Genomic DNA, 20891 nt, shown 5'->3' with positions numbered 1-20891 from the left:
GCAGGTATTCATGAAGATTGCGATGGTGGGTTCGGGCTATGTCGGGCTCGTATCGGGGGCGTGTTTTGCCGATTTCGGACATGACGTGGTCTGCATCGACAAGGATCAAAGCAAGATTGACCGGCTGCACGCCGGGATCATGCCGATCTATGAACCGGGCCTTGAAGCGCTGGTCGAAACCAATGTGAAGGCGGGGCGCCTGTCCTTCACCACCAGCCTTGCCGAAGGCATAAAGGGCGCCAGCGCCATCTTCATCGCAGTGGGCACCCCCAGTCGTCGCGGCGATGGCCATGCAGACCTCACCTTCGTTTACGAAGTCGCGCGCGAAGTCGGCGAGCATCTGGCGGGCGATGCGGTGGTTGTTACCAAGTCGACCGTGCCGGTGGGCACCGGTGACGAGGTCGAACGGATCATCAGCGATACCGGAACCCGGCACCGCATTTCGGTTGTCTCCAACCCCGAATTCCTGCGTGAAGGCGCGGCCATCGGCGATTTCAAACGGCCCGACCGGATCGTGATCGGGGCCGAGGACGAATTCGGGCGAGAGGTCATGCGCGAAGTCTATCGCCCGCTCTATCTCAATGAATCGCCGATCCTGTTCACCTCGCGCCGATCAAGCGAGTTGATCAAATACGCCGCCAACGCCTTCCTTGCGACCAAGATCACCTTCATCAACGAAATGGCCGACCTGTGCGAAAAGGTCGGCGCGAATGTGCAGGATGTTTCGCGCGGGATCGGGATGGACAACCGCATCGGATCAAAGTTCCTGCACGCCGGGCCGGGTTACGGCGGATCGTGTTTTCCCAAGGATACGCTCGCGCTGCTCAAGACGGCGGAGGACTACGACAGTCCGACCCGGATTGTCGAAGCCGTGGTCAAGGTCAATGACAGCCGCAAACGGGCGATGGGCCGCAAGGTCGTCGATGCGCTGGGTGGGTTCGATGATGCGCGCGGCAAGAAAGCGGCGCTGCTGGGCCTGACGTTCAAGCCGAACACCGATGATATGCGCGATTCACCCGCGATTGCGGTGGCGCAGACATTGATGGACGCGGGCGTGGCGGTGGCCGCCTACGATCCCGAAGGCATGGAGCAGGCCCGCCCGCTGCTGCCCGAAGTGACGATGTGTGACGATCCCTACGCCGCGATCGACGGCGCTGATGTGATCGTGATCGTGACCGAATGGGACGCGTTCCGCGCGCTTGATCTCAAGCGCGTAAAAGAACTCGCCGCCGCCCCGGTGCTGGTTGATCTCAGAAACATCTACAATCCCGACGATATGCGCGCAGCCGGGTTCACTTACCTGAGTGTGGGACGGGCCTGAGCACTGCGGCTTATGCCGCCCGCTGTAACCTCGCGCCTGCCCCCTGCGTAAACTCTAATACCAGCGCGCCGAAATACTGACGCATCGCGCGCTGGAAATGCGTCTGCGCCGCACGGGCGTAACCAAAGTCCGATGAGACACGCTCACCGAACTTTGGTTTGAGGCAGAAACATTGGAGAACGCCAGAAATGACCGCCATTTTCGATGGGCTGGCAACAGCCTTCATCTTCGTAGTCGGCCTAGCCGCGCTTGGGTTGGTGATCATCTTCATCGTCGACCGGATCCAGACCGCCGACGCCATTCGCCGCAACTACCCGGTCATCGGGCGGATGCGCCCGATACTCTCCAACCTTGGCGAATTCTTCCGCCAGTATTTCTTTGCGATGGACCGCGAAGAAATGCCATTCAACCGGGCGCAGCGCGAATGGGTCTATAGCGCGGCACAGCACGAATCGACCAATGTCGCCTTCGGTTCGACCCGCAATCTCGAACCGGTGGGCACGCCGATTTTCATCAATTGCCCTTGGCCAACGCTGGACGAAGACGCGGTTGAGGCCGCGCCGATGATCATCGGAGCAGAGGCCGCGCGCATCCCGTTCGAAGCGCCTTCATTGTTCAACATTTCAGGGATGAGCTATGGGGCCTTGTCGACCCCGGCGGTGCGTGCGCTGTCCAATGGTGCGAAGATGGCCGGTTGCTGGATGAACACCGGCGAAGGCGGGCTTGCCCCCTATCATCTCGAAGGCGGATGCGATGTCGTGTTCCAGATCGGCACCGCCAAATATGGTGTGCGCGATGCGGCTGGCCAGCTGTCGGATGGTAAACTGCGCGAAATTGCCGGGCACGAACAGGTGCGGATGTTCGAATTGAAACTGGCGCAAGGGGCCAAGCCGGGCAAGGGCGGGATCCTGCCGGGGGCCAAGGTCAACGCCGAAATCGCCGCGATCCGCGGCATTCCCGAAGGCGAGGATTCGATCTCGCCAAACCGCCACACCGACATCGGCAATATTGACGAACTGCTCGACACAATTGCCCATATTCGTGAAGTTACCGGCAAGCCGGTCGGGTTCAAGACCGTGATCGGGGCCTATGGCTGGATCGAGGAACTGTTCGCGGAAATCAACCGCCGGGGCGCGGCCAGTGCGCCTGATTTCATCACCGTCGATGGCGGCGATGGCGGCACTGGCGCGGCGCCTTTGCCGCTGATCGACAATGTCGGGCTGGCGCTGCGCGAAGCCTTGCCGATGCTGGTCGACCTGCGCGATGCGGCCGGGCTGAAAGACCGCATCCGCATCATTGCGTCGGGCAAGCTGGTAACTCCGGCTGACGTCGCCTGGGCGATTTGCGCCGGGGCCGATTTCGTGATTTCGGCGCGCGGATTCATGTTCGCGCTGGGCTGCATTCAGGCGATGAAGTGCGACAAGAACACCTGCCCGACCGGCATCACAACCCATAATCCGGCGCTGCAACGCGGGCTTGATCCCGCCAACAAGGCAGTGCGGGTGGCAAACTTTGTCACGCAGATGCGCAAGGAAGTCGGCATGATCGCGCATAGCTGCGGCGTGTCCGAACCGCGCCACTTGCGACGTTATCACGTGCGGCTGGTCTGCGCGGATGGGCGTTCACGGCCGCTGAATGAGCTTTATCCGCCGATGATGCCCAGACAGAATGAGCCTGCGCTGGTATAAGCGCGGGTTCAGCCTGCCAACCGGCGCGCGCAATTCATGTCAGGGGGCCATCATAAGCCGGGTTCTGTGTCCCCGGTCGGTATCCTTGCGGACCGGCTCCGGGGCAGCAGCCATTCATCTGGGCGCAGGATTGCTCCTGTGCTCTAGCAGCCAACCCGGGCCACTCAGGGCGAAACACCCCTACCTGCCCCGAAAGGCAGGCGCGCGGCCCCTATTCGGCCTTGCTCCGGGTGGGGTTTGCCATGCGAGCCCTGTTGCCAGCGCCCCGGTGCGCTCTTACCGCACCCTTTCACCCTTGCCTGTGCGTCCCTTTCGGGGAAGCCATCGGCGGTTTGCTCTCTGTGGCACTTTCCCTTGCGCCCCCGAAGGAGCGCCGGCGGGCGTTACCCGCCACCCTTGTTTCGTGGAGCCCGGACTTTCCTCGCGCCCGCTCATTTGCATGGGCGAACACGCGGCTGCCTCAGGCCCCCTGACGCCGCGCATATAGGCGCAGCGTCAGGAATTGGCAAAGGTTCGCGCGATCAATCTTCGCCGCCTGCAAGCAACACCTTCCAGATCAACGCGCCCAAGGCAGCGCCCGCCAGTGGTGCGACCCAGAACAACCACAACTGCCCCACCGCCGCCGTCTCGGCATAGAACGCCACCCCGGTCGAACGCGCCGGATTGACCGAGGTGTTGGTCACCGGGATCGAGATCAGGTGGATCAGTGTAAGCGCAAGGCCAATCGCAATCGGGGCGAAACCGGCAGGCACCTTGGACGACGTCGCGCCAAGGATCACGATCAGGAAGCCCGCCGTCAGCACCACTTCGATCACCAGCGCCGACTGCATCGAATAGCCGCCGGGCGACAGCTCGCCATAACCGTTGGAGGCAAAGCCCCCGGCTTCAAACCCCGGCATCCCGCTGGCGATCACGAACAACACGCCAGCGGCCGTGAACGACCCCAGCACCTGCGCCGCCCAGTAAGGCGCCAGTTCACCCCACGAAAACCGCCCACCAATCGCAAGGCCAAGCGACACCGCCGGGTTGAAATGACCGCCCGAAATGCCGCCGACCGCATAGGCCATCGTCAGCACCGTCAGCCCGAACGCCAGAGCCACGCCCGCAAAGCCGATCCCCAGTTCAGGGAATCCTGCCGCCAGCACCGCCGATCCGCAGCCCCCGAACACCAGCCAGAATGTGCCAACAAACTCGGCCGTCAATTTTCTGATCATCCCACTCTCCCTCTCATCGCCTGCCGGATCCCAATCCCGGCTGAACGTGTTGAATACGCTTACCGCCCTTATCGCGTGCGCCCCTGATCGCGGTCTAACAGCAATTGCCACAGGATTGCGGCCAGCTCGCCGTCCACCACGCCGGTGATGTGTTCGGGCCGCCAGCGCCGTTCAAACGCTTCAACCGCCTTGTGCCCATTGGTAATGTCATAACCGAACCGTTCGAGCGCGAGGTAGAATGCACCATCATTGGGAAACGGATCGCCCGCCATCAGGCTGGTCGGGCGCGGCAGGCACAGGTTGTATTGCGCCAGCCGATCCCACGGGAACATCTCACCCGGATCGAGTTTTCGCATCGGCGCAACGCAGGAATGGCCAACCACATTGGCGCGCGGAATGTCATACTGCTTCACGATCCGCGCCAGCAGCGGCAACAGCGCATCGATCTGCGCATCGGCAAATCCGCGATAGCCAAGGCCGTGGCCGGGATGATCCAGCTCGATCCCGATGCTGGCCGAATTGACATCGGGAATGCCCCGCCAGAACGATGCGCCCGCGTGCCATGCACGGCGCTCTTCCGGCACCATCCGCACAACGCCGCCTTCTTCGGTGATCAGATAATGCGCGCTGACTTTGGCCTCGGGGTCGGTTAGCCGCTCGATCGCCGCGCCCGCTGGCTTCATCTCGGTATAATGCAGCACCACCATCGAAATCGGCAAGGCGCGCTCATCATGGTTGGGTGAGAGGCGTTCTTCGTGAACCAGTTCGTCCTCGCCCGCCATCTGCGTTCCTTATCCGATCATGCCGTCAGGCTCAGGCAGCACCGCGCCCAGCACCAGCGCGCCATCGCCCAGCTTGTATTGCAACCCGCCGTCCATCTCCTCGGCCAGCACCGCGATCATGTGGGCGGCGGCGGTGCGGCTGGTGATTTCGGCAGGCGCAAGGTCGCCCTGCAACGCGCGCCCGATGGTTTCATCAAACGCGATCCGGTCGCCGCGCGCGCGCGCCACGATTTCCACCGCGCCATCGCGCCGTTCCGCCCCGATATCGAGCGTGCCGCCGCGCACCAGCGCATCCAGCGCAATCTGCGCCAAGTTGAGCAGCACCTTGACCGCCGGTTTGGGCAGGCTCGGTTCGGCAATCGCCCAGTGGATCTCCACCCGCTTGGCATCCGAAGCGAGCGCGTCGATCACGCTTTTGGCCTCGTCAATCGGGATCGCTTCGCCAAATCCGCCCGCCGCGCCGAATGCGAGGCGGAAGAACTTGAGCTTGTCGGTGCTGATCCGCGCCGATTGTTCGAGCAGTTCCATGCAGCGCCCGCGCATTTCCGGGTCTTGTTCATCGGCGAGCAGTTCCAGCCCGTTGGCAAGCGCGCCGACGGGGGACAGCATATCGTGGCACAGGCGCGAACACAGCATCGCGGCAAGATCGGTCTGGGAAATCATCGCGCGGTTCTAGCTTTCGATTATGGTAAAGGAAAGAGCGACAAAACCCCCATCCCCATCGCGCCACAACCGCACCTCGTCGCCCGCGATGATCGCCCAGATGCGGCCATCATGCGCGGCCATCGCGCGGTCGGTGGCAGAAGGTTCGGGCGCGCCGACAGGATGCGAATGGAAATAGCCGAGCACCTGCGTCCCACCCGCCCGCGCGGCCCGATGCGCGTCGATCAGCGCCTGCGGGTCGATGTCGAAATGGGTGGCGGGTGCAGGGTGGACGTTGGCGGTTTCGCGCGCTGCGGTGATCCGCGCGCCCTCCCCCAGCAACAACCCGCACGCCTCCTGCGGATGGGCAGCGGCAGCGGCGGCGCGCATTGCAGCCAGAGCCTCATCAACAACCTCTAAATCCGTTCGCCCTGAGCTTGTGTTCATGAAGCCCAAAATCCGTTCGCCCTGAGCTTGTCGAAGGGCCGCCCTTCCCTTAGCCCCGTCTGATGCCATTCTGGACCTATATGTTACATTGCCGGGGCGGCAAGTTTTACGTGGGTCACACTGACGATCTTGAACGTCGGCTTGGTCAACATCAATCGGGTGTCTATCCGGGGTTTACCGCAGATAGACTGCCTGTCGAACTGGTGTGGGCAGGCGAGTTCCCGACACGCCACGAGGCGCTCGCCTTCGAATTGCAGATCAAAGGCTGGTCACGCGCGAAAAAACTGGCGCTGGTTCGTGGAGATTGGGAGCGGATTTCGACCTTGGCAAAAGGCAAGAACGGCCCTTCGACAAGCTCAGGGCGAACGGTTAAGGGCGTGGGGTGAGCGAACCTCAGATCATCACCGGCACCATCCTTTCCCCCGCCCGGCTCGACAAGGCCTTGGCCGACGCCACCGGGCTGAGCCGTGCGCGGGTGCAGGGCTTGATTGACGATGGCCGGGTGGAGGTTGCGGGCAAGCTGGCCGCCTCGGCCTCGGCCAAAGTCGCCGCCGATACGCCGTTCCGCATCGAAATCCCGCCCGCCATTGCCGCCGAAGCCGCGCCCGAAGACATCGCGCTGACGGTCGTTTACGAAGACGAACACCTGATCGTGATCGACAAGCCAGCGGGCATGGTCGTCCACCCGGCGGCGGGGAATTACACTGGCACGCTGGTCAATGCGCTGCTGCACCATTGTCGGGGGGAACTCTCCGGCATCGGCGGGGTCGCGCGGCCTGGTATCGTCCACCGGATCGACAAGGACACGTCCGGCCTGCTGGTGGTCGCCAAAAGCGACGCCGCGCACGAAGGGCTTGCCGCGCAATTTGCCGCGCATACCGTCCACCGCCGCTATCTCGCGGTGTGCGCCGGGCACCCCTCGCCCGCCGAAGGCACGATCGACGCGCGGGTTGGACGGTCGGACGCTGACCGAAAGAAAATGACGGTGCTGCCCAACAATTCCTCACGCGGGAAAACGGCGGTTACGCATTACAAGCTGATTGAACGGTTCGATCACGCCGCCTTGATCGAATGCCGTCTTGAAACCGGCAGGACCCACCAGGTGCGCGTTCACTTTGCATCAATCGGTCATGCCCTATTGGGAGATCCTGCTTATGCCCGCATCCCAAAGCCGCTGCGTCCCGTATTTGAAGAACTGGGGTTCACCCGGCAGGCGCTGCACGCAGCCGAGCTGGGGTTTGTCCATCCAGTGAACGGTGAAATGCTCCATTTCCGCAGTGATCTGCCCGCTGATATGCAGGAACTGATCGACCAACTGCGATAATCTGATCGATGAAAGTTGCACACAACTGCAAAGAATCAGTCTATATGTAACCCCGTGGCCCAGTTCGCCGGATGCCCATCAGGGGTTCGGCGCAAGCGGTCGACACAAGAAAGGTTAGGCCAATAGTGACCAAGTCCCAAAGTGCCCGAAAGAAGCCCACTCCGCTCCCGGCGCTTAACGGTGAGCAGAGCCTCAATCGTTATCTGTCGGAAATCCGCAAGTTCCCGGTCTTGACCGCCGAGCAGGAATATATGCTCGCCAAGCGGTATCAGGAACACGAAGATCCCGAGGCGGCGGCCCAGCTTGTTTCCAGCCACCTGCGGCTCGTCGCGAAGATCGCGATGGGATACCGCGGCTATGGCCTGCCCGTCGCTGACCTTATTTCCGAAGGCAATGTCGGGTTGATGCAGGGCGTCAAGAAATTTGAACCCGATCGCGGCTTCCGCCTCGCGACCTACGCGATGTGGTGGATCAAAGCCTCGATGCAGGAATTTATCCTGCGGTCGTGGAGCCTTGTCAAAATGGGCACCACTGCAGCGCAGAAGAAGCTGTTTTTCAACCTGCGCCGCATGAAAAAGCAGCTCGAAGCCTACGAAGACAGCGACCTTTCGCCTGCCGACGTGACCAAGATCGCCACCGATCTGGGCGTGCCCGAACAGGAAGTCGTCAACATGAACCGCCGGATGATGATGGGCGGCGATGCCTCGCTCAACGTCAGCTTGCGCGGGGACGAAGAAGGCGCAGGCGAATGGCAGGACTGGCTGACCGATGATCGCCCCCTGCAGGACGAAACCGTGGCCGAGGCTGAGGAATCGCAAATGCGCACCGCGATGCTGGCCGAAGCGATGGACAGCCTGAATGATCGCGAACGCCACATCCTCACCGAACGGCGGTTGACTGACAAGCCGCAGACGCTCGAAGAATTGAGCCAGGCCTACGACGTCAGCCGCGAACGCATCCGCCAGATCGAAGTACGCGCGTTTGAAAAACTGCAAAAGGCAATGCAGCGGATCGCGGGTGAACGGCTGATGCCGGGGGTTGCTTGACCCACCTTAGGTTCGCCTAGACCCCGCTTAGAGTGCAATAGAAAGGGCGCTGCGAGTGATCGCGGCGCCCTTTTCGTATGATGCGGGAATGTTTCACGTGAAACATTTGCGGAACATCGTGCGGCCTGCAAGCAGCGATGCTTCCCCGCCGCGATTGTCTTCGCTAAGGCGGATCGCATGGCCCTCACCCTCGCGCGTATTTTTGCCAAAGCCATTTTGTGGTTCGTTGGCGTCACCTTGTTGCTGGTGGTGGCGTTCAAATGGCTGCCCGTCCCCGTCACCGCGACCATGGTGATGGACGGAAACGGCATCACCAAGGATTGGGAAAGCCTCGACAATATTGATCGCAATCTGGTGTCAGCCGTGATCGCGGCGGAGGATTCGCGGTTCTGCGAACATTTCGGCTTTGACGCCGAAGCGATCGAACAGGCGATCGAGGAACGTCTGGCGGGGGAACGCCAGCGCGGCGGATCGACCATCAGCCAGCAGACCGCGAAAAACGTGTTCCTGTGGCAAGGCGGCGGGTTCTTCCGCAAGGGGCTGGAGGCGTGGTTCACCTTCTGGATCGAAGCGGTGTGGGGCAAGCGGCGGATCATGGAGGTCTATCTCAACGTCGCGGAAACCGGGATCGGCACCTATGGCGCAGAGGCCGGGGCGCAGCGTTACTTCGGTCATTCCGCCGCGCGGCTTTCCACCGACGAGGCCAGCCGCATGGCTGCCGCCCTGCCCAGCCCCAAGAAACGCAGCGTCAAGAACCCCGGCGGATGGCTCGCGCGCCACGGTAACAATATTGAACGCCGGATCGGCATCGTCAGGCGTGACGGGCTTGATGCTTGCGTCTATAACTGACCGCCAATGCACGCTCATCCCCATCACAGCCATGCCCACGACGGCGCAGCGTCCGAGGGGGCGTCCGATTGTCACGGGCTGCACGACGCGCATGGGCACCACCATGGCCCGGCCAGTTTTGGCCGCGCTTTTGCGATCGGGATCACGCTGAACCTCGCTTTTGTGGTGATCGAGGCGGCGGCGGGGTTCCTCTATGGCTCAATGGCGCTGGTGGCCGATGCCGGCCACAACCTGTCGGACGTGCTGGCATTGGCACTCGCATGGGTTGCCAGCATCGCTGCGCGCCAGCCGCCTTCGGGCCGGTTCACCTATGGCTACAAAAGCTCCACCATCCTCGCCGCGCTTGCCAATGCGCTGCTGCTGGCGGTTGCGATCGGGGCGATCCTGTTCGAGACGTTCCACCGCTTAATGACCCCGCAGCAGCCCGACGGCATGGTGATGGTGATCATCGCCGGGATCGGAGTTGCCATCAACACGTTTACCGCCATGCTGTTTCTGCGCGGTCAGGACGATCTCAACATCAAGGGCGCCTATCTCCACATGGCCGCCGATGCGTTGGTGTCGCTGGGCGTGGTGGCGGCGGGGCTTGCCATCATCTTTACCGGCCTGTGGTGGATCGATCCGCTGGTCAGTATCGTCATCGTTGCGGTGATCGCGTGGGGCACCTGGGGGCTGGCGCGTGACAGCCTGACGATGGGGCTGCTCGCCGCACCTGCGCGGATCGATCTGGCCGAGGTGAAGCAGCACCTTGCCAGCTTTGACGGGGTGACGGCGGTGCATGATCTGCACGTCTGGCCGATGTCGACCACCGAAACCGCACTGACCGCGCATCTGGTGATGCCGGGCAAGCCTGCATCGGACAGTTTCCTGCACGATATCGCTGCCTCGCTTGAAACGCGGTTCGGGGTCGGTCATTCCACCTTGCAGGTCGAAAGCGGCGAAAATCCATGCGGGCAGGGGTGCTGATGGCCGCACATCCCCGCCCCGCCAGCGCCGAAGCGCGCCAGGCACTGCGCGACGCCATGGCGCGGCTTGCCAACGGCGATCAGGCCGCGCTGGAGGAAATCTACCGCGCCACGCGGGTGAAGCTGTTCGGCATAACCTTGCGTATCTTGGGCGACCAGAAGGAGGCCGAGGACGCCTTGCAGGACGTCTATATCAATCTGTGGCAGCGGGCTGACCGCTATGACCCCGAACGCGCCAGCCCGATTGCGTGGCTGGCGGCGTTTGCCCGCAATCGGGCGATTGACCGGCTGCGCACTGGCAAGGTGCGCGGCGGGGCGGTGCCGGTGGAAGAGGCCGCACCGTTGCCCGATGAGGCTCCGCTAGCCGATATGCTGCTGGTGGATGCCGAACAGGCGGCGCAGATCCACAAGTGCCTTGGCGCGCTGGATGACCGCACGCAGGGCCACATCCGCGCGGCGTTTTTTGAAGGCCACACCTATGCGCAATTGGCCGAAGCCGCCGATGTGCCATTGGGCACGATGAAAAGCTGGATCCGGCGCGGGCTGCAACGCCTGCGCGCCTGTCTCGAAGCGAGTGAGGCGGCATGAGCGGCTCTGACAACACTCCAGACAGCGGCGTGCCCCACCAGCCTTTGCGCGACGATCCGATGATCGCTGCCGAGTGGGCACTGGGCCTGCTTGAAGGCGAGGAGCTGCTTGCCGCGCGTGGGAAATATGCAACCGATCCCGACTTTGCGTGGCGAAAGGAGTGGTGGGACGATTGGTTCGCGCCGTTGACCGATGCGATCCCCGGGGCAGAACCCGGCGCGCATGTGTGGGAGGGTATCGCCGCGCGGATGGCTGCGCTCTCGTCGCAGCAGGCACCTGCGCAGAGCAATGTCATCACACTCGAAGCCCGCGTGCGGCGCTGGCAATGGGTGGCGGGTTTGACCTCCGCCGCTGCGGCGATTGCGCTGACGCTGCTTGTTTTCGCGCCCGGTAATGCCCCGGTGCAGGTTCCCGGTGATACGCCCGCGCAGATCGCTGCGGCTGCGCCAATGGTGGCCACCGTGCCGATTGGCGATACCGGGTTGCGGCTCGATGTCACTTACATCCCCGAAAGCGAGCGGATGCTGGTTGCGGCCATCGGGCTTACTGCTGACGGCGTGCATGATCACGAATTGTGGCTGGTGCCTGCGGGCGGCGGCGATCTCAAATCGCTCGGTGTGGTGGCGCCGGGGCAAGTGCGCAGCATGACCCTTCCGGCTGATATTGCGTCGGGCCTGAACGATGGCGCGCGCCTGCTGCTGACGCGTGAGCCGCTGGGCGGAAAGCCTGCCGGAGTGGACGCAGGCCCGGTGGTCGCAGAGGGCGATTTCACCCGCGTCTGACGCCGTTTCGTTTCGTCGCTGGCAGGCGGCAATTCATCTCCATTTGCAATTTATGCGCATCTGCGCGCCGCTGACCTGCGTAGCTTGGGGGCAAGCGAAAGGGCTTGCAGACGTGACATTCCCCTTAAAGGAGATCCTTACTGTGACCCCCAAGACCAAATTTGCAGCCATCATCGCCGCCGCGCTGGCCGCGACCACCGGCCTTGTCGCCGCGCCTGCGCTGGCCGATCATCACAAGGCCGCAACGAAGGCTGAAGCCAATATCGTCGAAACCGCAATCAGCACCGGCGCGCACAATACGCTGGTCGCCGCAGTGCAGGCTGCGGGTCTGGTTGAAACCCTCTCCAGCCCCGGCCCGTTCACCGTGTTCGCGCCGACCGACGCCGCCTTTGCCAAGCTGCCTGCAGGCACGGTTGAAACGCTGGTGAAGCCTGAAAACAAGGGCACGCTGACCGGCATCCTCACCTACCACGCGGTGGCGGGCAAGGTGACTGCGGGTGATCTGATCGGCCTCATCAACGCGAACGGCGGCTCCGCCACCATCACCACTGTCGCAGGCGGCACGCTGACGGCGCAATTGGTGGACGGCAAGGTCGTGATTACCGATGCCGCAGGCGGCAAGACCACCGTCACGACCGCCGACGTCATGACATCAAACGGTGTGATCCACGTTACCGATGGCGTGTTCCTGCCCGCATAATCGGACGAAATAGCGCTGCCCCAAATCCCCCATCCCCTCCCACCGGGACGGCGCTGCAACCGACCCCGTTCGGCCTTTCCTCTAAGGCTGGACGGGGGTTTGTTTAGAGCATCAGGAATATGGCGAATCCGTCCGCACCACCGCAGTCGCCTCGGCATGAAGCGCGCGAAAATCATCATCGGACATTGCAGACAGCGCCTCATAGGCAGGGCGGGTCAAGTCCTTGTCACCATTACCCTCGCCATGGAGCTTGTAGGTTCCGTCCTTGGGATAAATGATGAAATAGAAACTGAGGTCGCTCGGCGACTTCGGGCCAGTGACCACGACAATGCTGGCCCCATCGTCACAGGCGAAAACATTCCATTGCACGCCGTCGAAATAGCGCTCCACTGGGCCAGCCTGACAATTGAGCCGCGGCTTTTCCGGTTCGGCCTCTGCCTGCTCGGATGAGGCCGCTATTGGAACGATGGTCGCAGCGAGCGCGGCAAGCAGCGAAAGAAGCGCGGCGCGCACTGGCTACGCCGCTTCTTCCTTCTTCTCTTCCCCGCCGATCACCCGGATCGGGTCTTTCTTGCCTTCGACCACGTCCTTGTCGATCACGATTTCGGTGACGCCGTCCATGTCCGGCAGGTCGAACATCGTATCGAGCAGCAGGCCTTCGACAATCGAACGCAGGCCGCGCGCGCCGGTTTTGCGCAGGATCGCGCGTTCGGCAATCGCCCGCAGCGCATCGTCGGTAAAGGTCAACTCCACGTCTTCCAGCTCGAACAGCTTGCGGTACTGCTTGACCAGCGCATTCTTCGGCTCGTTCAGGATCGTCACCAGCGCATCGACATCAAGATCGTGCAGCGTGGCGATCACCGGCAGGCGGCCGACGAATTCAGGGATCAGGCCGAACTTGAGCAGATCTTCCGGCTCGCTCTTTTCCAGCAGTTCGCCCACGCGGCGCTTGTCCGGATCCGCGACGTGCGCGCCAAACCCGATCGAACGCTTTTGCAGGCGGTCAGCGATAATTTTGTCCAGCCCGGCAAACGCGCCGCCGCAGATGAACAGGATGTTGGTGGTATCGACTTGCAGGAATTCCTGCTGCGGATGCTTGCGCCCGCCCTGCGGCGGCACGCTAGCCGTGGTGCCTTCCATCAGCTTGAGCAGCGCTTGCTGCACGCCTTCGCCCGAAACATCGCGGGTGATCGAAGGGTTTTCCGCCTTGCGGGTGATCTTGTCGATCTCGTCAATATAGACGATCCCGTGCTGCGCTTTTTCGACGTTGTAATCGGATGCTTGCAGCAGCTTGAGGATGATATTCTCAACGTCTTCGCCCACGTAACCCGCTTCGGTCAGCGTGGTGGCATCGGCCATTGTGAAGGGCACATCGAAGGTGCGCGCCAGCGTCTGCGCCAGCAGCGTCTTGCCCGAACCGGTGGGGCCAACCAGCAGGATGTTTGACTTGGCGAGTTCAACATCGCCCGCTTTGCCTGAATGTTTCAGCCGCTTGTAGTGGTTGTGCACCGCGACCGCGAGCACGCGCTTGGCCCGATCCTGCCCGATGACGTAATCATTGAGCGTGGTGAAAATATCCATCGGCGTGGGGATTTCGCCGTCTTTCTTGCCAGCAATCCCCGCCTTGGTTTCTTCGCGGATGATGTCGTTGCACAGCTCTACGCATTCATCGCAGATGAACACGGTGGGGCCAGCGATCAGCTTGCGCACCTCGTGCTGCGACTTCCCGCAGAAGCTGCAATAGAGGGTGCTCTTGCTGTCAGATCCGCTCAATTTGGTCATTCCTGTGTCCTCAAATCCGCCGCACGGCGCGCCGTCGCGCGCGCAGCAGATTCGTCAAATGTATCGCTCGCACCAGATGAATCAACACATGACGCAAGAATTCGTTTCGTCACCATAGCGCAGGCGGACGCGAAGCGGCGGAAAAAATGCGCCCCTGCCGCGCTTGTCCCACCCCGGTGCAGGTGAACTATGCGCCCTTACTCCGGCGCGCCGCCCGAACCTTCTTCGCCGCCGTTTTCCTCGGTTTCGGGCCGGGTTTCGAACACCTTGTCAACCAAGCCGAACGCCTTGGCTTCCTCGGCTTCAAGGAAGGTGTCACGGTCCATCGCCTTTTCGATTTCTTCTAAGCTGCGGCCGGTGAACTTCACGTAAAGATCGTTCATGCGCGAGCGGATGCGCAGGATTTCGCGTGCCTGAATCTCGATATCCGACGCCATCCCGCGCGCCCCGCCCGAAGGCTGGTGGATCATGATCCGCGCATTGGGCAGCGCAATCCGCATCCCCGGCTCACCCGCAGCAAGCAGGAAGCTGCCCATGCTGGCAGCCTGTCCCATGCAAACGGTCGACACGCGCGACTTGATATATTGCATGGTGTCGTAAATCTGCAGGCCAGCCGTCACCACGCCGCCGGGCGAGTTGATATACATGCTGATCGGCTTTGACGGGTTTTCGCTTTCGAGGAACAACAGCTGAGCGGTCACGAGCGAGGCCATGCCGTCTTCGATCTGCCCGGTAACGAACACGATACGTTCGCGCAGCAGGCGGCTGAAAATGTCGAAGCTGCGTTCGCCCCGGCTGGTCTGTTCGACCACCACCGGCACCAGCGCGCCGGTATAGGGATCGCGCGTGAACTGGCCCTGGGAGCCATAGGTTTCGCCGGAATTGCCGAACAGATCGATCATGAGAGGTGCGTGTCCTTCGTAAGTGCCGATACGGCTATGTCGGAGGCGGGGGGGCAATTTCAAGTGCGTTTACCACGCCGCCTGTGAATTTGCCGAGGTTAGCAGAGCGTTTTACCTCTTGTCGCGGCGCGCAGACGTGGCAAACTCTCACCCTATGACCAACCACGCCATTGCCCGTTTGGGCCTCGCCCTGTTGCTCGCCACCGCCGCAACCTCTGCCTTGGCCGATCCGGGTCAGGATGCCGCCGCGCAGGTCGAGGCTGAGATTGCCCGGATCGCAGCGTTGGATGATGCCGGGCCGATGCTGAATACGGTGATCGCCTACAACCCCGAAGCACCCGCTCTCGCCAAAGCCGCCGCCGAGGCAGGGACGCCGCTGGCCGGACGCACCGTGTTGATCAAGGACAATATCGAAACGCGCGAATTCGCCACCACCGCAGGGTCACTGGCGCTCCAAGGCAACATGACCGGCCGTGATGCGCCGCTGATCGCCAACCTGCGCCGCGCGGGAGGCGTGGTGCTGGGCAAGGCCAACCTTTCCGAATGGGCCAATATCCGCTCGAACAATTCTACCAGCGGGTGGAGCGCGATTGGCGGGCTCACCCGCAACCCTTACGCGATTGATCGCAACACCTGCGGTTCGTCGGCTGGCAGCGGGGCGGCGGTTGCGGCGGGGTTTGCGTGGGGGGCGATTGGCACCGAAACCAACGGATCGATCACCTGCCCTGCATCCATCAACGGCGTCGTCGGCTTCAAACCGAGCGTCGGGATCGTCAGCCGCACCCACATTGTGCCGATCTCAAGCACGCAGGACACCGCCGGGCCGATGACCCGCACCGTCCATGATACGGCGCTGCTGCTGAACGCCATCGCAGGCGAAGACCCCGCCGATCTGGTCACGCTGGAGGCCAGGCGGGTGGCCGATTACACAGCGGGCCTTGATACGTTTTCGCTGCAAGGCGTACGGATCGGGGTGATGCGCGGTTCTGTTGGCAACCGCGCTGATCTGGCCGCGGTGTTCAACACCGCACTCGCCGATCTGGAACGCGCGGGCGCGGTGCTGGTGGACATCAGTTTTGAACCGAACCGTCAGATGTTTGGTGACAGCTTCACCGTAATGATGTTCGAACTGCGCGAGGAAATGGGCAAATATCTCGCCTCAATCCCCGCGTTCAAGGATGGCGCGACCCCGCGCAGCCTCGCCGATCTGATCGCATTCAACACCGCGAACGCCGACACGGAAATGCGCTGGTTCGGGCAGGAATTGTTCGAACTGGCCGAAGCCACCACCGACCGCGCAGCCTACGAAACTGCACGCGTCAATGCGCTAAGGATCGCCGGCCCGGAAACGCTCGATAAGCTGATGGCGGACAATGACGTGCAATTCCTCGTCGTCCCCACACGCGGCCCTGCCTGGGTGAGCGATCTGGTCAATGGCGACAATTTCAATGGCTCGATCGGGTTCGGCAGCCCTTCGGCGATTGCGGGCTATCCGCATCTGACTGTGCCGATGGGCGCGATTGAGGGCTTACCGGTGGGCCTCAGCATCCTTGGTGCCAAGTGGGAGGATCACGCGGTGCTGAAAGCGGGCGCGGCCTACGAAAAAGCGCGGACAGCGAAACTGCCCGCGCCTTCGTTCAAGCGGTGGGAACCAGCAGGGGAATGATCCCCCCGCGCGGGCGCTAATTACTTTTTAGCCGCAGGCTTCTTGGCCGGAGCCTTCTTTGCCGCAGGCTTCTTGGCTTCGGGTTCAGCATCCGCAGGCTTTGCGGCTGCCTTCTTCGCAGGGGCCTTCTTGGCGGCAGGCTTTTCCTCAGCGGGAACGTCTGCCTTGGCTTCAGCTTTTTTCGCCGGAGCTTTCTTCTTGGCCGGGGCTTTCTTCGGCGCAGGCGCAGGCGCGGTTTCTTCCGCTTCGATCGCGGCCTGAAGCTCCTCAACGGTCACTTCGCGTTCCGTAACCTCGGCCTTGTCGAACAGGAAATCGACCACCTTGTCTTCATACAAGGGCGCGCGCAGTTGGGCGGCGGCCATCGGTTCGGACTGGATGTATTGGATGAACCGTTCACGATCCTCGGCGCGGTATTGCGCAGCCGCCTGCTGAACCAGCATCCCCATTTCCTGCTGGGTCACTTCAACGCCGTTCGCCTGGCCGATTTCGGACAGCAGCAGACCCAGACGCACGCGGCGTTCCGCAATCGCCTTGTATTCGTCCTTCTCGTCCTCGATCTGCTTGAGCGCCGCCGCGGCATCCTCATCATTGGCGGCTTCTTGCTGCAACTGCGCCCAGATCTGCGCGAATTCAGCCTCAACCATCGTGGCGGGGACTTCAAAGCTGTGCCCCGAAGCCAGCTGATCGAGCAGCGCGCGCTTCATCTGGGTGCGGGTCAGGCCAGCGGTCTGTTGTTCCAGCTGCGCCTTCATGATTTCCTTGAGCTTCTCAAGGCTATCAAGCCCAAGGTTCTTGGCGAAATCTTCGTCAATCTGGGTTTCGGTTTCGACCTTCACCGCTTTGACGGTGATGTCGAAAGTCGCTTCCTTGCCTGCCAGATGTTCGGCCTGATATTCAGCCGGGAAGGTAACGGTGATAGTCTTTTCTTGCCCTGCCTTCACGCCCACCAGCTGGTCTTCAAAGCCGGGGATGAAGGTGCCCGAACCCAGCACCAGCGCCGCGTCTTCGGCCTTGCCGCCGTCAAATTCGACGCCGTCCAGCTTGCCGACGAAATCGATGATCAGTTGGTCGCCGTCCGCCGCTTTCTTGGTCTTGGCCGCGTCCTTGTAGCTTTTGTTCTGGCCCGCGATACCCGCCAGCGCTTCGTCAATCTGAGCGTCGGTCACTGGCACCACCAGCTTTTCCAGCTTGAGGCCATCGGTGCTCGGCGCATCAATGGTCGGCAGCACTTCTAGGCTGACGCTGATTTGCGCGTCCTTGCCTTCCGCATAATCTTCATTGAGGCCGATTTCGGGCTGCATCGCGGGACGCAGCGCTTCATCGCGCAACAGTTGATCGACCGATTCGCGGATCGTGTCGTTCACCACCTGCCCATGCAGGGCCTCGCCGTGCATTTTCTTGACGAGGTTAGCGGGCACCTTGCCCGGGCGGAAGCCGGGCATCCGCACTTGCGGGGCCACCTTCTTGATCTCGGCGTCGATCTTCGCGGTGAGATCGGCGGCGGGGATCGTGATGAGATAGGCGCGCTTGAGCCCTTCGTTGACGGTCTGCTTGGTCTGCATGGTGACTGGTCTGAAGCCTTCTTGCCAAAAATTTTCGTGGGTGCGGCCCCATCCGTGACGAGTGCGGTTCGGGGCGAATTTGGTGCGGGCGAAGGGACTCGAACCCCCACATCTTGCGATACCAGAACCTAAATCTGGCGCGTCTACCAATTTCGCCACGCCCGCATGCCCGAACGAAGCCGCGCGGGGAAACCGGCTAAGGCACCCCGCGCGTATTAGCGAGCGCCTCTATCCCGCTCCGCGCAAAAGGGCAAGCGCAACACGCTTGAAGGCTTGCTGATTGCCGATTAAGGGCGGGCGCATGAACGATGAAACCCCCAAACCCGCACCCGAAACCACCCGCTCCGCCGCTGGCGCAGACGTTCCGCCCGATCACCTGTCGGTGAATCCGCGAAGCCCATTCTTCGATTCCGAAAAGCTGCAACGCGGCGTCGGCATCCGGTTCAAAGACCGCGTGCGCACCGATATCGAGGAATATTCGGTGTCCGAAGGCTGGGTGCGGGTGCAGGCGGGCAAGAGCCTTGATCGCAAGGGCCAGCCGCTGACGATCAAGCTGACTGGCCCGGTCGAAGCGTGGTACGAAGATTTGGGCGAAAACCCACCCGTCGTCCGCAAGGGTTAAGGCATAGGCAGGGCTGCGCCCGCACCGCTTGCAAACCAGCGCATTTGCGCCCACTTGGCGGCGATCATGTCCTCGCCCCAAAAACCCACTGTCGTCATTATCGGCCGCCCCAATGTCGGCAAGTCCACGCTGTTCAACCGGCTGGTGGGCAAGAAACTCGCGCTGGTCGATGATCAGCCGGGGGTGACGCGTGATCGGCGGATGGGCGATGCGGATATTGCCGGCCTGCAGTTCACCGTGGTCGATACCGCCGGATGGGAGGATGACGACATCCACACCCTTCCCGGCCGGATGCGGGTGCAGACCGAGGCCAGCCTTGATGGCGCGGACGCGGCGTTGTTCGTGATCGACGCGCGCGCTGGTCTCACGCCGTTGGACGAGGAAATCGGCCGCTACCTGCGCGAACAGGAAGTGCCGGTGGTGGTGGTGGCTAACAAGGCCGAAGGTTCGGCGGGCGAACACGGCGTGCTCGAATCCTATGCGCTCGGCCTTGGCGATCCGGTGCCGCTGTCGGCTGAACACGGTGAAGGCATTGCCGATTTGTTCGGCGGGCTGTTTCCGATCATCGGCAACAAGGCCGATCTGTTCGAAGAAGCGCAGGAAATCGAAGCTGCCTACGCCGCTGCGATGGACGAGGGTGATCGCCCCGCCGGGCCGCTGAAACTCGCCATTGTCGGGCGGCCCAATGCGGGCAAATCCACGCTGATCAACCGCCTGCTGGGTGAAGACCGGTTGCTGACTGGGCCTGAGGCCGGGATCACCCGCGATTCGATTGCGGTCGACTGGCAGTGGACCGATCCCAAGACCGGCGAACTGCGTGACATCCGCCTGATCGACACCGCCGGGATGCGCAAAAAACGCAATGTCACAGAAAAGCTGGAAAAACTCTCGGTCGCTGATGCCCGCCGCGCGGTTGATTTTGCGGAAGTTGTGGTGCTGTTGCTCGATGCCACGCAGGGGCTGGAGCATCAGGATTTGAAGATCGCCTCACTGGTGCTCGAAGAAGGCCGCGCGCTGATGATCGCGATCAACAAGTGGGACGTTGCGGAAGGTGCCAGCAGCCTGTTCAACGGCATTCGCGGCGCATTGGATGATGGGCTGGCGCAGGTGCGCGGGCTTCCGCTGTTCGCGGTCAGCGCCAAGACCGGCAAGGGGCTGGATCAGATGCTATCCGGCGCGTTCGAGCTGCGCGATAGCTGGTCGAAGCGGGTATCCACCGCCGCGCTCAATCGCTGGTTCGACGATGCGCTGGAGGCCAACCCCCCGCCCGCACCGGGTGGCAAGCGGATCAAGCTGCGCTATATTACACAGGCTGGCACGCGCCCGCCGCGATTTGTCATCTTTGGCTCGCGGCTGGATATGCTGCCCACCAGTTACGAACGTTACCTCATCAACGGCATACGCGCGAAGCTCGGCTTTGATGCGGTGCCGGTGCGCGTGACGTTGAAAAGCAACAAGAACCCCTACGCCAAGGACGGTTGATGATGTTCGACCTGTTTGCCGTTGCCGCTGATGTGCGCATGCCGTTTGCGCTGGAGATATTCGAACGCACCGCCTCCACCCCACGCGTTCAACAAGTGGTGCAGTTGAGCCTCGCGCCTGCATTCCTGCTATCCGGCATCGGCGCGGTGATGAATGTCATCATGAGCCGGATGATCTGGATCGCCCAGCGGATCGAACGGATCGAGGACAAGCTGGAGGAACAGCGCACCCCCAGGCAAGCGCGCGAGCACGGCTGGCTGATGCGGCGGCGCAAGCTGGCGCAGGGCGCGATTCTGTTCTCAACCGCAGCGGCAGTGATGATCAGCCTGGTGATCGGGATGTTGTTCATCTCAGCCTATATCACATCGCAGATCGGCACGCTGATTGCCGGGCTATGGGTGCTGACGATGGTGCTGCTGGTGACAGGGCTTGCGTTTTTCCTGCTGGAAACGCGGCTGGCGGCCATCGGCGCGCAGGCGCCGAAGGATTAGCAGGCTGACACGCAAAAGAGGCAGAGCTTTGGC

23 protein-coding genes, 1 tRNA gene and 1 other RNA gene are annotated in these 20891 nt (G+C 62.3%); 14 read left to right on the top strand and 11 right to left on the bottom strand.

Annotation, left to right across the window (positions count from 1 at the left end; all coding sequences use genetic code 11):
* The first annotated feature begins 10 nt into the window (after window positions 1-10).
* Window positions 11-1321, top strand: a complete 1311-nt coding sequence (locus ABIE62_RS09895) for a UDP-glucose dehydrogenase family protein (RefSeq protein WP_354325628.1) — start codon at window positions 11-13, stop codon at window positions 1319-1321.
* Between the two features lie 10 nt (window positions 1322-1331).
* Here ABIE62_RS09895 and ABIE62_RS09890 read toward each other — a convergent pair whose 3' ends face one another.
* The gene (locus tag ABIE62_RS09890; RefSeq protein WP_354325627.1) at window positions 1332-1520 is read right to left on the bottom strand and encodes a hypothetical protein; all 189 of its coding nucleotides are present in this window, start codon (window positions 1518-1520) and stop codon (window positions 1332-1334) included.
* Here ABIE62_RS09890 and ABIE62_RS09885 point away from each other — a divergent pair.
* Window positions 1510-3009 carry an FMN-binding glutamate synthase family protein gene (locus tag ABIE62_RS09885; RefSeq protein WP_354325626.1) on the top strand — a complete coding sequence of 500 codons (1500 nt, stop codon included), beginning with the start codon at window positions 1510-1512 and terminating at the stop codon, window positions 3007-3009. The two genes, ABIE62_RS09890 and ABIE62_RS09885, sit on opposite strands and share 11 nt — an antisense overlap.
* A 37-nt stretch (window positions 3010-3046) precedes the next feature.
* Here ABIE62_RS09885 and rnpB read toward each other — a convergent pair.
* From rnpB to ABIE62_RS09860, 5 genes are all read right to left on the bottom strand, one after another.
* An RNA gene (rnpB, locus tag ABIE62_RS09880) (RNase P RNA component class A) lies at window positions 3047-3480 on the bottom strand.
* A gap of 50 nt (window positions 3481-3530) precedes the next feature.
* Window positions 3531-4223: an aquaporin Z gene (aqpZ, locus tag ABIE62_RS09875; protein ID WP_354325625.1), complete on the bottom strand. Its 693-nt coding sequence runs from the start codon at window positions 4221-4223 to the stop codon at window positions 3531-3533.
* A gap of 68 nt (window positions 4224-4291) precedes the next feature.
* Window positions 4292-5005 carry an N-acetylmuramoyl-L-alanine amidase gene (locus ABIE62_RS09870; protein WP_354325624.1) on the bottom strand — a complete coding sequence of 238 codons (714 nt, stop codon included), beginning with the start codon at window positions 5003-5005 and terminating at the stop codon, window positions 4292-4294.
* A 9-nt stretch (window positions 5006-5014) separates the two neighbouring features.
* On the bottom strand, window positions 5015-5668 hold the full coding sequence (locus tag ABIE62_RS09865; RefSeq protein WP_354325622.1) for a histidine phosphotransferase family protein: 654 nt from the start codon (window positions 5666-5668) through the stop codon (window positions 5015-5017).
* Between the two features lie 9 nt (window positions 5669-5677).
* A complete protein-coding gene (locus tag ABIE62_RS09860; RefSeq protein WP_354325620.1) occupies window positions 5678-6094 on the bottom strand; it encodes a M67 family metallopeptidase in 417 nt (138 codons plus the stop codon).
* Window positions 6095-6156: 62 nt separating this feature from the next.
* Between ABIE62_RS09860 and ABIE62_RS09855 the strand changes: the two genes are divergently transcribed.
* The 8 genes from ABIE62_RS09855 (at window position 6157) to ABIE62_RS09820 (ending at window position 12348) form a co-directional block, all read left to right on the top strand.
* Window positions 6157-6480, top strand: coding sequence for a GIY-YIG nuclease family protein (locus ABIE62_RS09855; RefSeq protein WP_354325618.1), 324 nt, complete (start codon window positions 6157-6159; stop codon window positions 6478-6480).
* On the top strand, window positions 6477-7418 hold the full coding sequence (locus tag ABIE62_RS09850) for an RluA family pseudouridine synthase (RefSeq protein ID WP_354325617.1): 942 nt from the start codon (window positions 6477-6479) through the stop codon (window positions 7416-7418). The genes ABIE62_RS09855 and ABIE62_RS09850 overlap by 4 nt, the downstream gene beginning before the upstream one ends.
* A 125-nt stretch (window positions 7419-7543) precedes the next feature.
* A complete protein-coding gene (rpoH, locus tag ABIE62_RS09845) occupies window positions 7544-8464 on the top strand; it encodes an RNA polymerase sigma factor RpoH (RefSeq protein WP_354325615.1) in 921 nt (306 codons plus the stop codon).
* Window positions 8465-8641: 177 nt separating this feature from the next.
* Window positions 8642-9313: a monofunctional biosynthetic peptidoglycan transglycosylase gene (gene mtgA / locus ABIE62_RS09840; RefSeq protein WP_354325613.1), complete on the top strand. Its 672-nt coding sequence runs from the start codon at window positions 8642-8644 to the stop codon at window positions 9311-9313.
* 6 nt (window positions 9314-9319) lie between these two features.
* Window positions 9320-10279, top strand: a complete 960-nt coding sequence (locus ABIE62_RS09835) for a cation diffusion facilitator family transporter (RefSeq protein WP_354325611.1) — start codon at window positions 9320-9322, stop codon at window positions 10277-10279.
* Window positions 10279-10866 (top strand): sigma-70 family RNA polymerase sigma factor, encoded by a 588-nt coding sequence (locus tag ABIE62_RS09830; protein WP_354325610.1) that lies wholly within the window; start codon window positions 10279-10281, stop codon window positions 10864-10866. Before ABIE62_RS09835 ends, ABIE62_RS09830 begins: the two co-directional genes overlap by 1 nt.
* The gene (locus ABIE62_RS09825) at window positions 10863-11648 is read left to right on the top strand and encodes an anti-sigma factor (protein ID WP_354325608.1); all 786 of its coding nucleotides are present in this window, start codon (window positions 10863-10865) and stop codon (window positions 11646-11648) included. The genes ABIE62_RS09830 and ABIE62_RS09825 overlap by 4 nt, the downstream gene beginning before the upstream one ends.
* 142 nt (window positions 11649-11790) lie before the next feature.
* The gene (locus ABIE62_RS09820; protein WP_354325606.1) at window positions 11791-12348 is read left to right on the top strand and encodes a fasciclin domain-containing protein; all 558 of its coding nucleotides are present in this window, start codon (window positions 11791-11793) and stop codon (window positions 12346-12348) included.
* A 111-nt stretch (window positions 12349-12459) separates the two neighbouring features.
* On the opposite strand, the gene ABIE62_RS09815 is transcribed toward ABIE62_RS09820, so the two are convergent.
* The 3 genes from ABIE62_RS09815 to ABIE62_RS09805 all read right to left on the bottom strand — a co-directional run bounded on the left by ABIE62_RS09815 (window position 12460) and on the right by ABIE62_RS09805 (window position 15032).
* Window positions 12460-12861 (bottom strand): hypothetical protein, encoded by a 402-nt coding sequence (locus ABIE62_RS09815; protein ID WP_354325605.1) that lies wholly within the window; start codon window positions 12859-12861, stop codon window positions 12460-12462.
* Window positions 12862-12864: 3 nt separating this feature from the next.
* Window positions 12865-14130: an ATP-dependent Clp protease ATP-binding subunit ClpX gene (gene clpX / locus ABIE62_RS09810; protein WP_354325604.1), complete on the bottom strand. Its 1266-nt coding sequence runs from the start codon at window positions 14128-14130 to the stop codon at window positions 12865-12867.
* Window positions 14131-14327: 197 nt separating this feature from the next.
* The gene (locus tag ABIE62_RS09805; protein WP_354325602.1) at window positions 14328-15032 is read right to left on the bottom strand and encodes an ATP-dependent Clp protease proteolytic subunit; all 705 of its coding nucleotides are present in this window, start codon (window positions 15030-15032) and stop codon (window positions 14328-14330) included.
* 154 nt (window positions 15033-15186) lie between these two features.
* Between ABIE62_RS09805 and ABIE62_RS09800 the strand changes: the two genes are divergently transcribed.
* Window positions 15187-16698 (top strand): amidase, encoded by a 1512-nt coding sequence (locus ABIE62_RS09800; protein WP_354325600.1) that lies wholly within the window; start codon window positions 15187-15189, stop codon window positions 16696-16698.
* Window positions 16699-16718: 20 nt separating this feature from the next.
* Here the strand turns inward: ABIE62_RS09800 and tig are convergent, their stop codons facing one another.
* Both tig and ABIE62_RS09790 read right to left on the bottom strand, forming a co-directional pair.
* Complete coding sequence (gene tig / locus ABIE62_RS09795) at window positions 16719-18263, bottom strand: trigger factor (RefSeq protein ID WP_354325599.1); 1545 nt, start codon at window positions 18261-18263, stop codon at window positions 16719-16721.
* Between the two features lie 80 nt (window positions 18264-18343).
* A tRNA-Leu gene (locus ABIE62_RS09790) sits at window positions 18344-18428 on the bottom strand.
* A 136-nt stretch (window positions 18429-18564) separates the two neighbouring features.
* Here ABIE62_RS09790 and ABIE62_RS09785 point away from each other — a divergent pair.
* From ABIE62_RS09785 to ABIE62_RS09775, 3 genes are all read left to right on the top strand, one after another.
* Window positions 18565-18885 carry a DUF3297 family protein gene (locus ABIE62_RS09785; protein WP_354325597.1) on the top strand — a complete coding sequence of 107 codons (321 nt, stop codon included), beginning with the start codon at window positions 18565-18567 and terminating at the stop codon, window positions 18883-18885.
* Window positions 18886-18951: 66 nt separating this feature from the next.
* Entirely contained in the window at window positions 18952-20367 is a 1416-nt protein-coding gene (gene der, locus ABIE62_RS09780) for a ribosome biogenesis GTPase Der (RefSeq protein ID WP_354325595.1), read from the top strand.
* Complete coding sequence (locus ABIE62_RS09775) at window positions 20367-20858, top strand: DUF2721 domain-containing protein (RefSeq protein WP_354325594.1); 492 nt, start codon at window positions 20367-20369, stop codon at window positions 20856-20858. The genes der and ABIE62_RS09775 overlap by 1 nt, the downstream gene beginning before the upstream one ends.
* Window positions 20859-20891 lie beyond the last annotated feature (33 nt).

The organism is Porphyrobacter sp. MBR-155 (assembly GCF_040547625.1).
Classification (GTDB): Bacteria; Pseudomonadota; Alphaproteobacteria; order Sphingomonadales; family Sphingomonadaceae; genus Erythrobacter.
This window is presented reverse-complemented; position numbering and strand designations above follow the sequence as displayed.

Coding starts and splice junctions, on each gene's coding strand:
- ABIE62_RS09895 (WP_354325628.1), top strand. CDS start 11: ATGAAGATTGCGATGGTGGGTTCGGGCTATGTCGGGCTCGTATCGGGG.
- ABIE62_RS09885 (WP_354325626.1), top strand. CDS start 1,510: ATGACCGCCATTTTCGATGGGCTGGCAACAGCCTTCATCTTCGTAGTC.
- ABIE62_RS09890 (WP_354325627.1), bottom strand. CDS start 1,520: ATGGCGGTCATTTCTGGCGTTCTCCAATGTTTCTGCCTCAAACCAAAG.
- aqpZ (WP_354325625.1), bottom strand. CDS start 4,223: ATGATCAGAAAATTGACGGCCGAGTTTGTTGGCACATTCTGGCTGGTG.
- ABIE62_RS09870 (WP_354325624.1), bottom strand. CDS start 5,005: ATGGCGGGCGAGGACGAACTGGTTCACGAAGAACGCCTCTCACCCAAC.
- ABIE62_RS09865 (WP_354325622.1), bottom strand. CDS start 5,668: ATGATTTCCCAGACCGATCTTGCCGCGATGCTGTGTTCGCGCCTGTGC.
- ABIE62_RS09860 (WP_354325620.1), bottom strand. CDS start 6,094: ATGAACACAAGCTCAGGGCGAACGGATTTAGAGGTTGTTGATGAGGCT.
- ABIE62_RS09855 (WP_354325618.1), top strand. CDS start 6,157: ATGCCATTCTGGACCTATATGTTACATTGCCGGGGCGGCAAGTTTTAC.
- mtgA (WP_354325613.1), top strand. CDS start 8,642: ATGGCCCTCACCCTCGCGCGTATTTTTGCCAAAGCCATTTTGTGGTTC.
- ABIE62_RS09835 (WP_354325611.1), top strand. CDS start 9,320: ATGCACGCTCATCCCCATCACAGCCATGCCCACGACGGCGCAGCGTCC.
- ABIE62_RS09830 (WP_354325610.1), top strand. CDS start 10,279: ATGGCCGCACATCCCCGCCCCGCCAGCGCCGAAGCGCGCCAGGCACTG.
- ABIE62_RS09825 (WP_354325608.1), top strand. CDS start 10,863: ATGAGCGGCTCTGACAACACTCCAGACAGCGGCGTGCCCCACCAGCCT.
- clpX (WP_354325604.1), bottom strand. CDS start 14,130: ATGACCAAATTGAGCGGATCTGACAGCAAGAGCACCCTCTATTGCAGC.
- ABIE62_RS09805 (WP_354325602.1), bottom strand. CDS start 15,032: ATGATCGATCTGTTCGGCAATTCCGGCGAAACCTATGGCTCCCAGGGC.
- ABIE62_RS09800 (WP_354325600.1), top strand. CDS start 15,187: ATGACCAACCACGCCATTGCCCGTTTGGGCCTCGCCCTGTTGCTCGCC.
- tig (WP_354325599.1), bottom strand. CDS start 18,263: ATGCAGACCAAGCAGACCGTCAACGAAGGGCTCAAGCGCGCCTATCTC.
- ABIE62_RS09785 (WP_354325597.1), top strand. CDS start 18,565: ATGAACGATGAAACCCCCAAACCCGCACCCGAAACCACCCGCTCCGCC.
- der (WP_354325595.1), top strand. CDS start 18,952: ATGTCCTCGCCCCAAAAACCCACTGTCGTCATTATCGGCCGCCCCAAT.
- ABIE62_RS09775 (WP_354325594.1), top strand. CDS start 20,367: ATGATGTTCGACCTGTTTGCCGTTGCCGCTGATGTGCGCATGCCGTTT.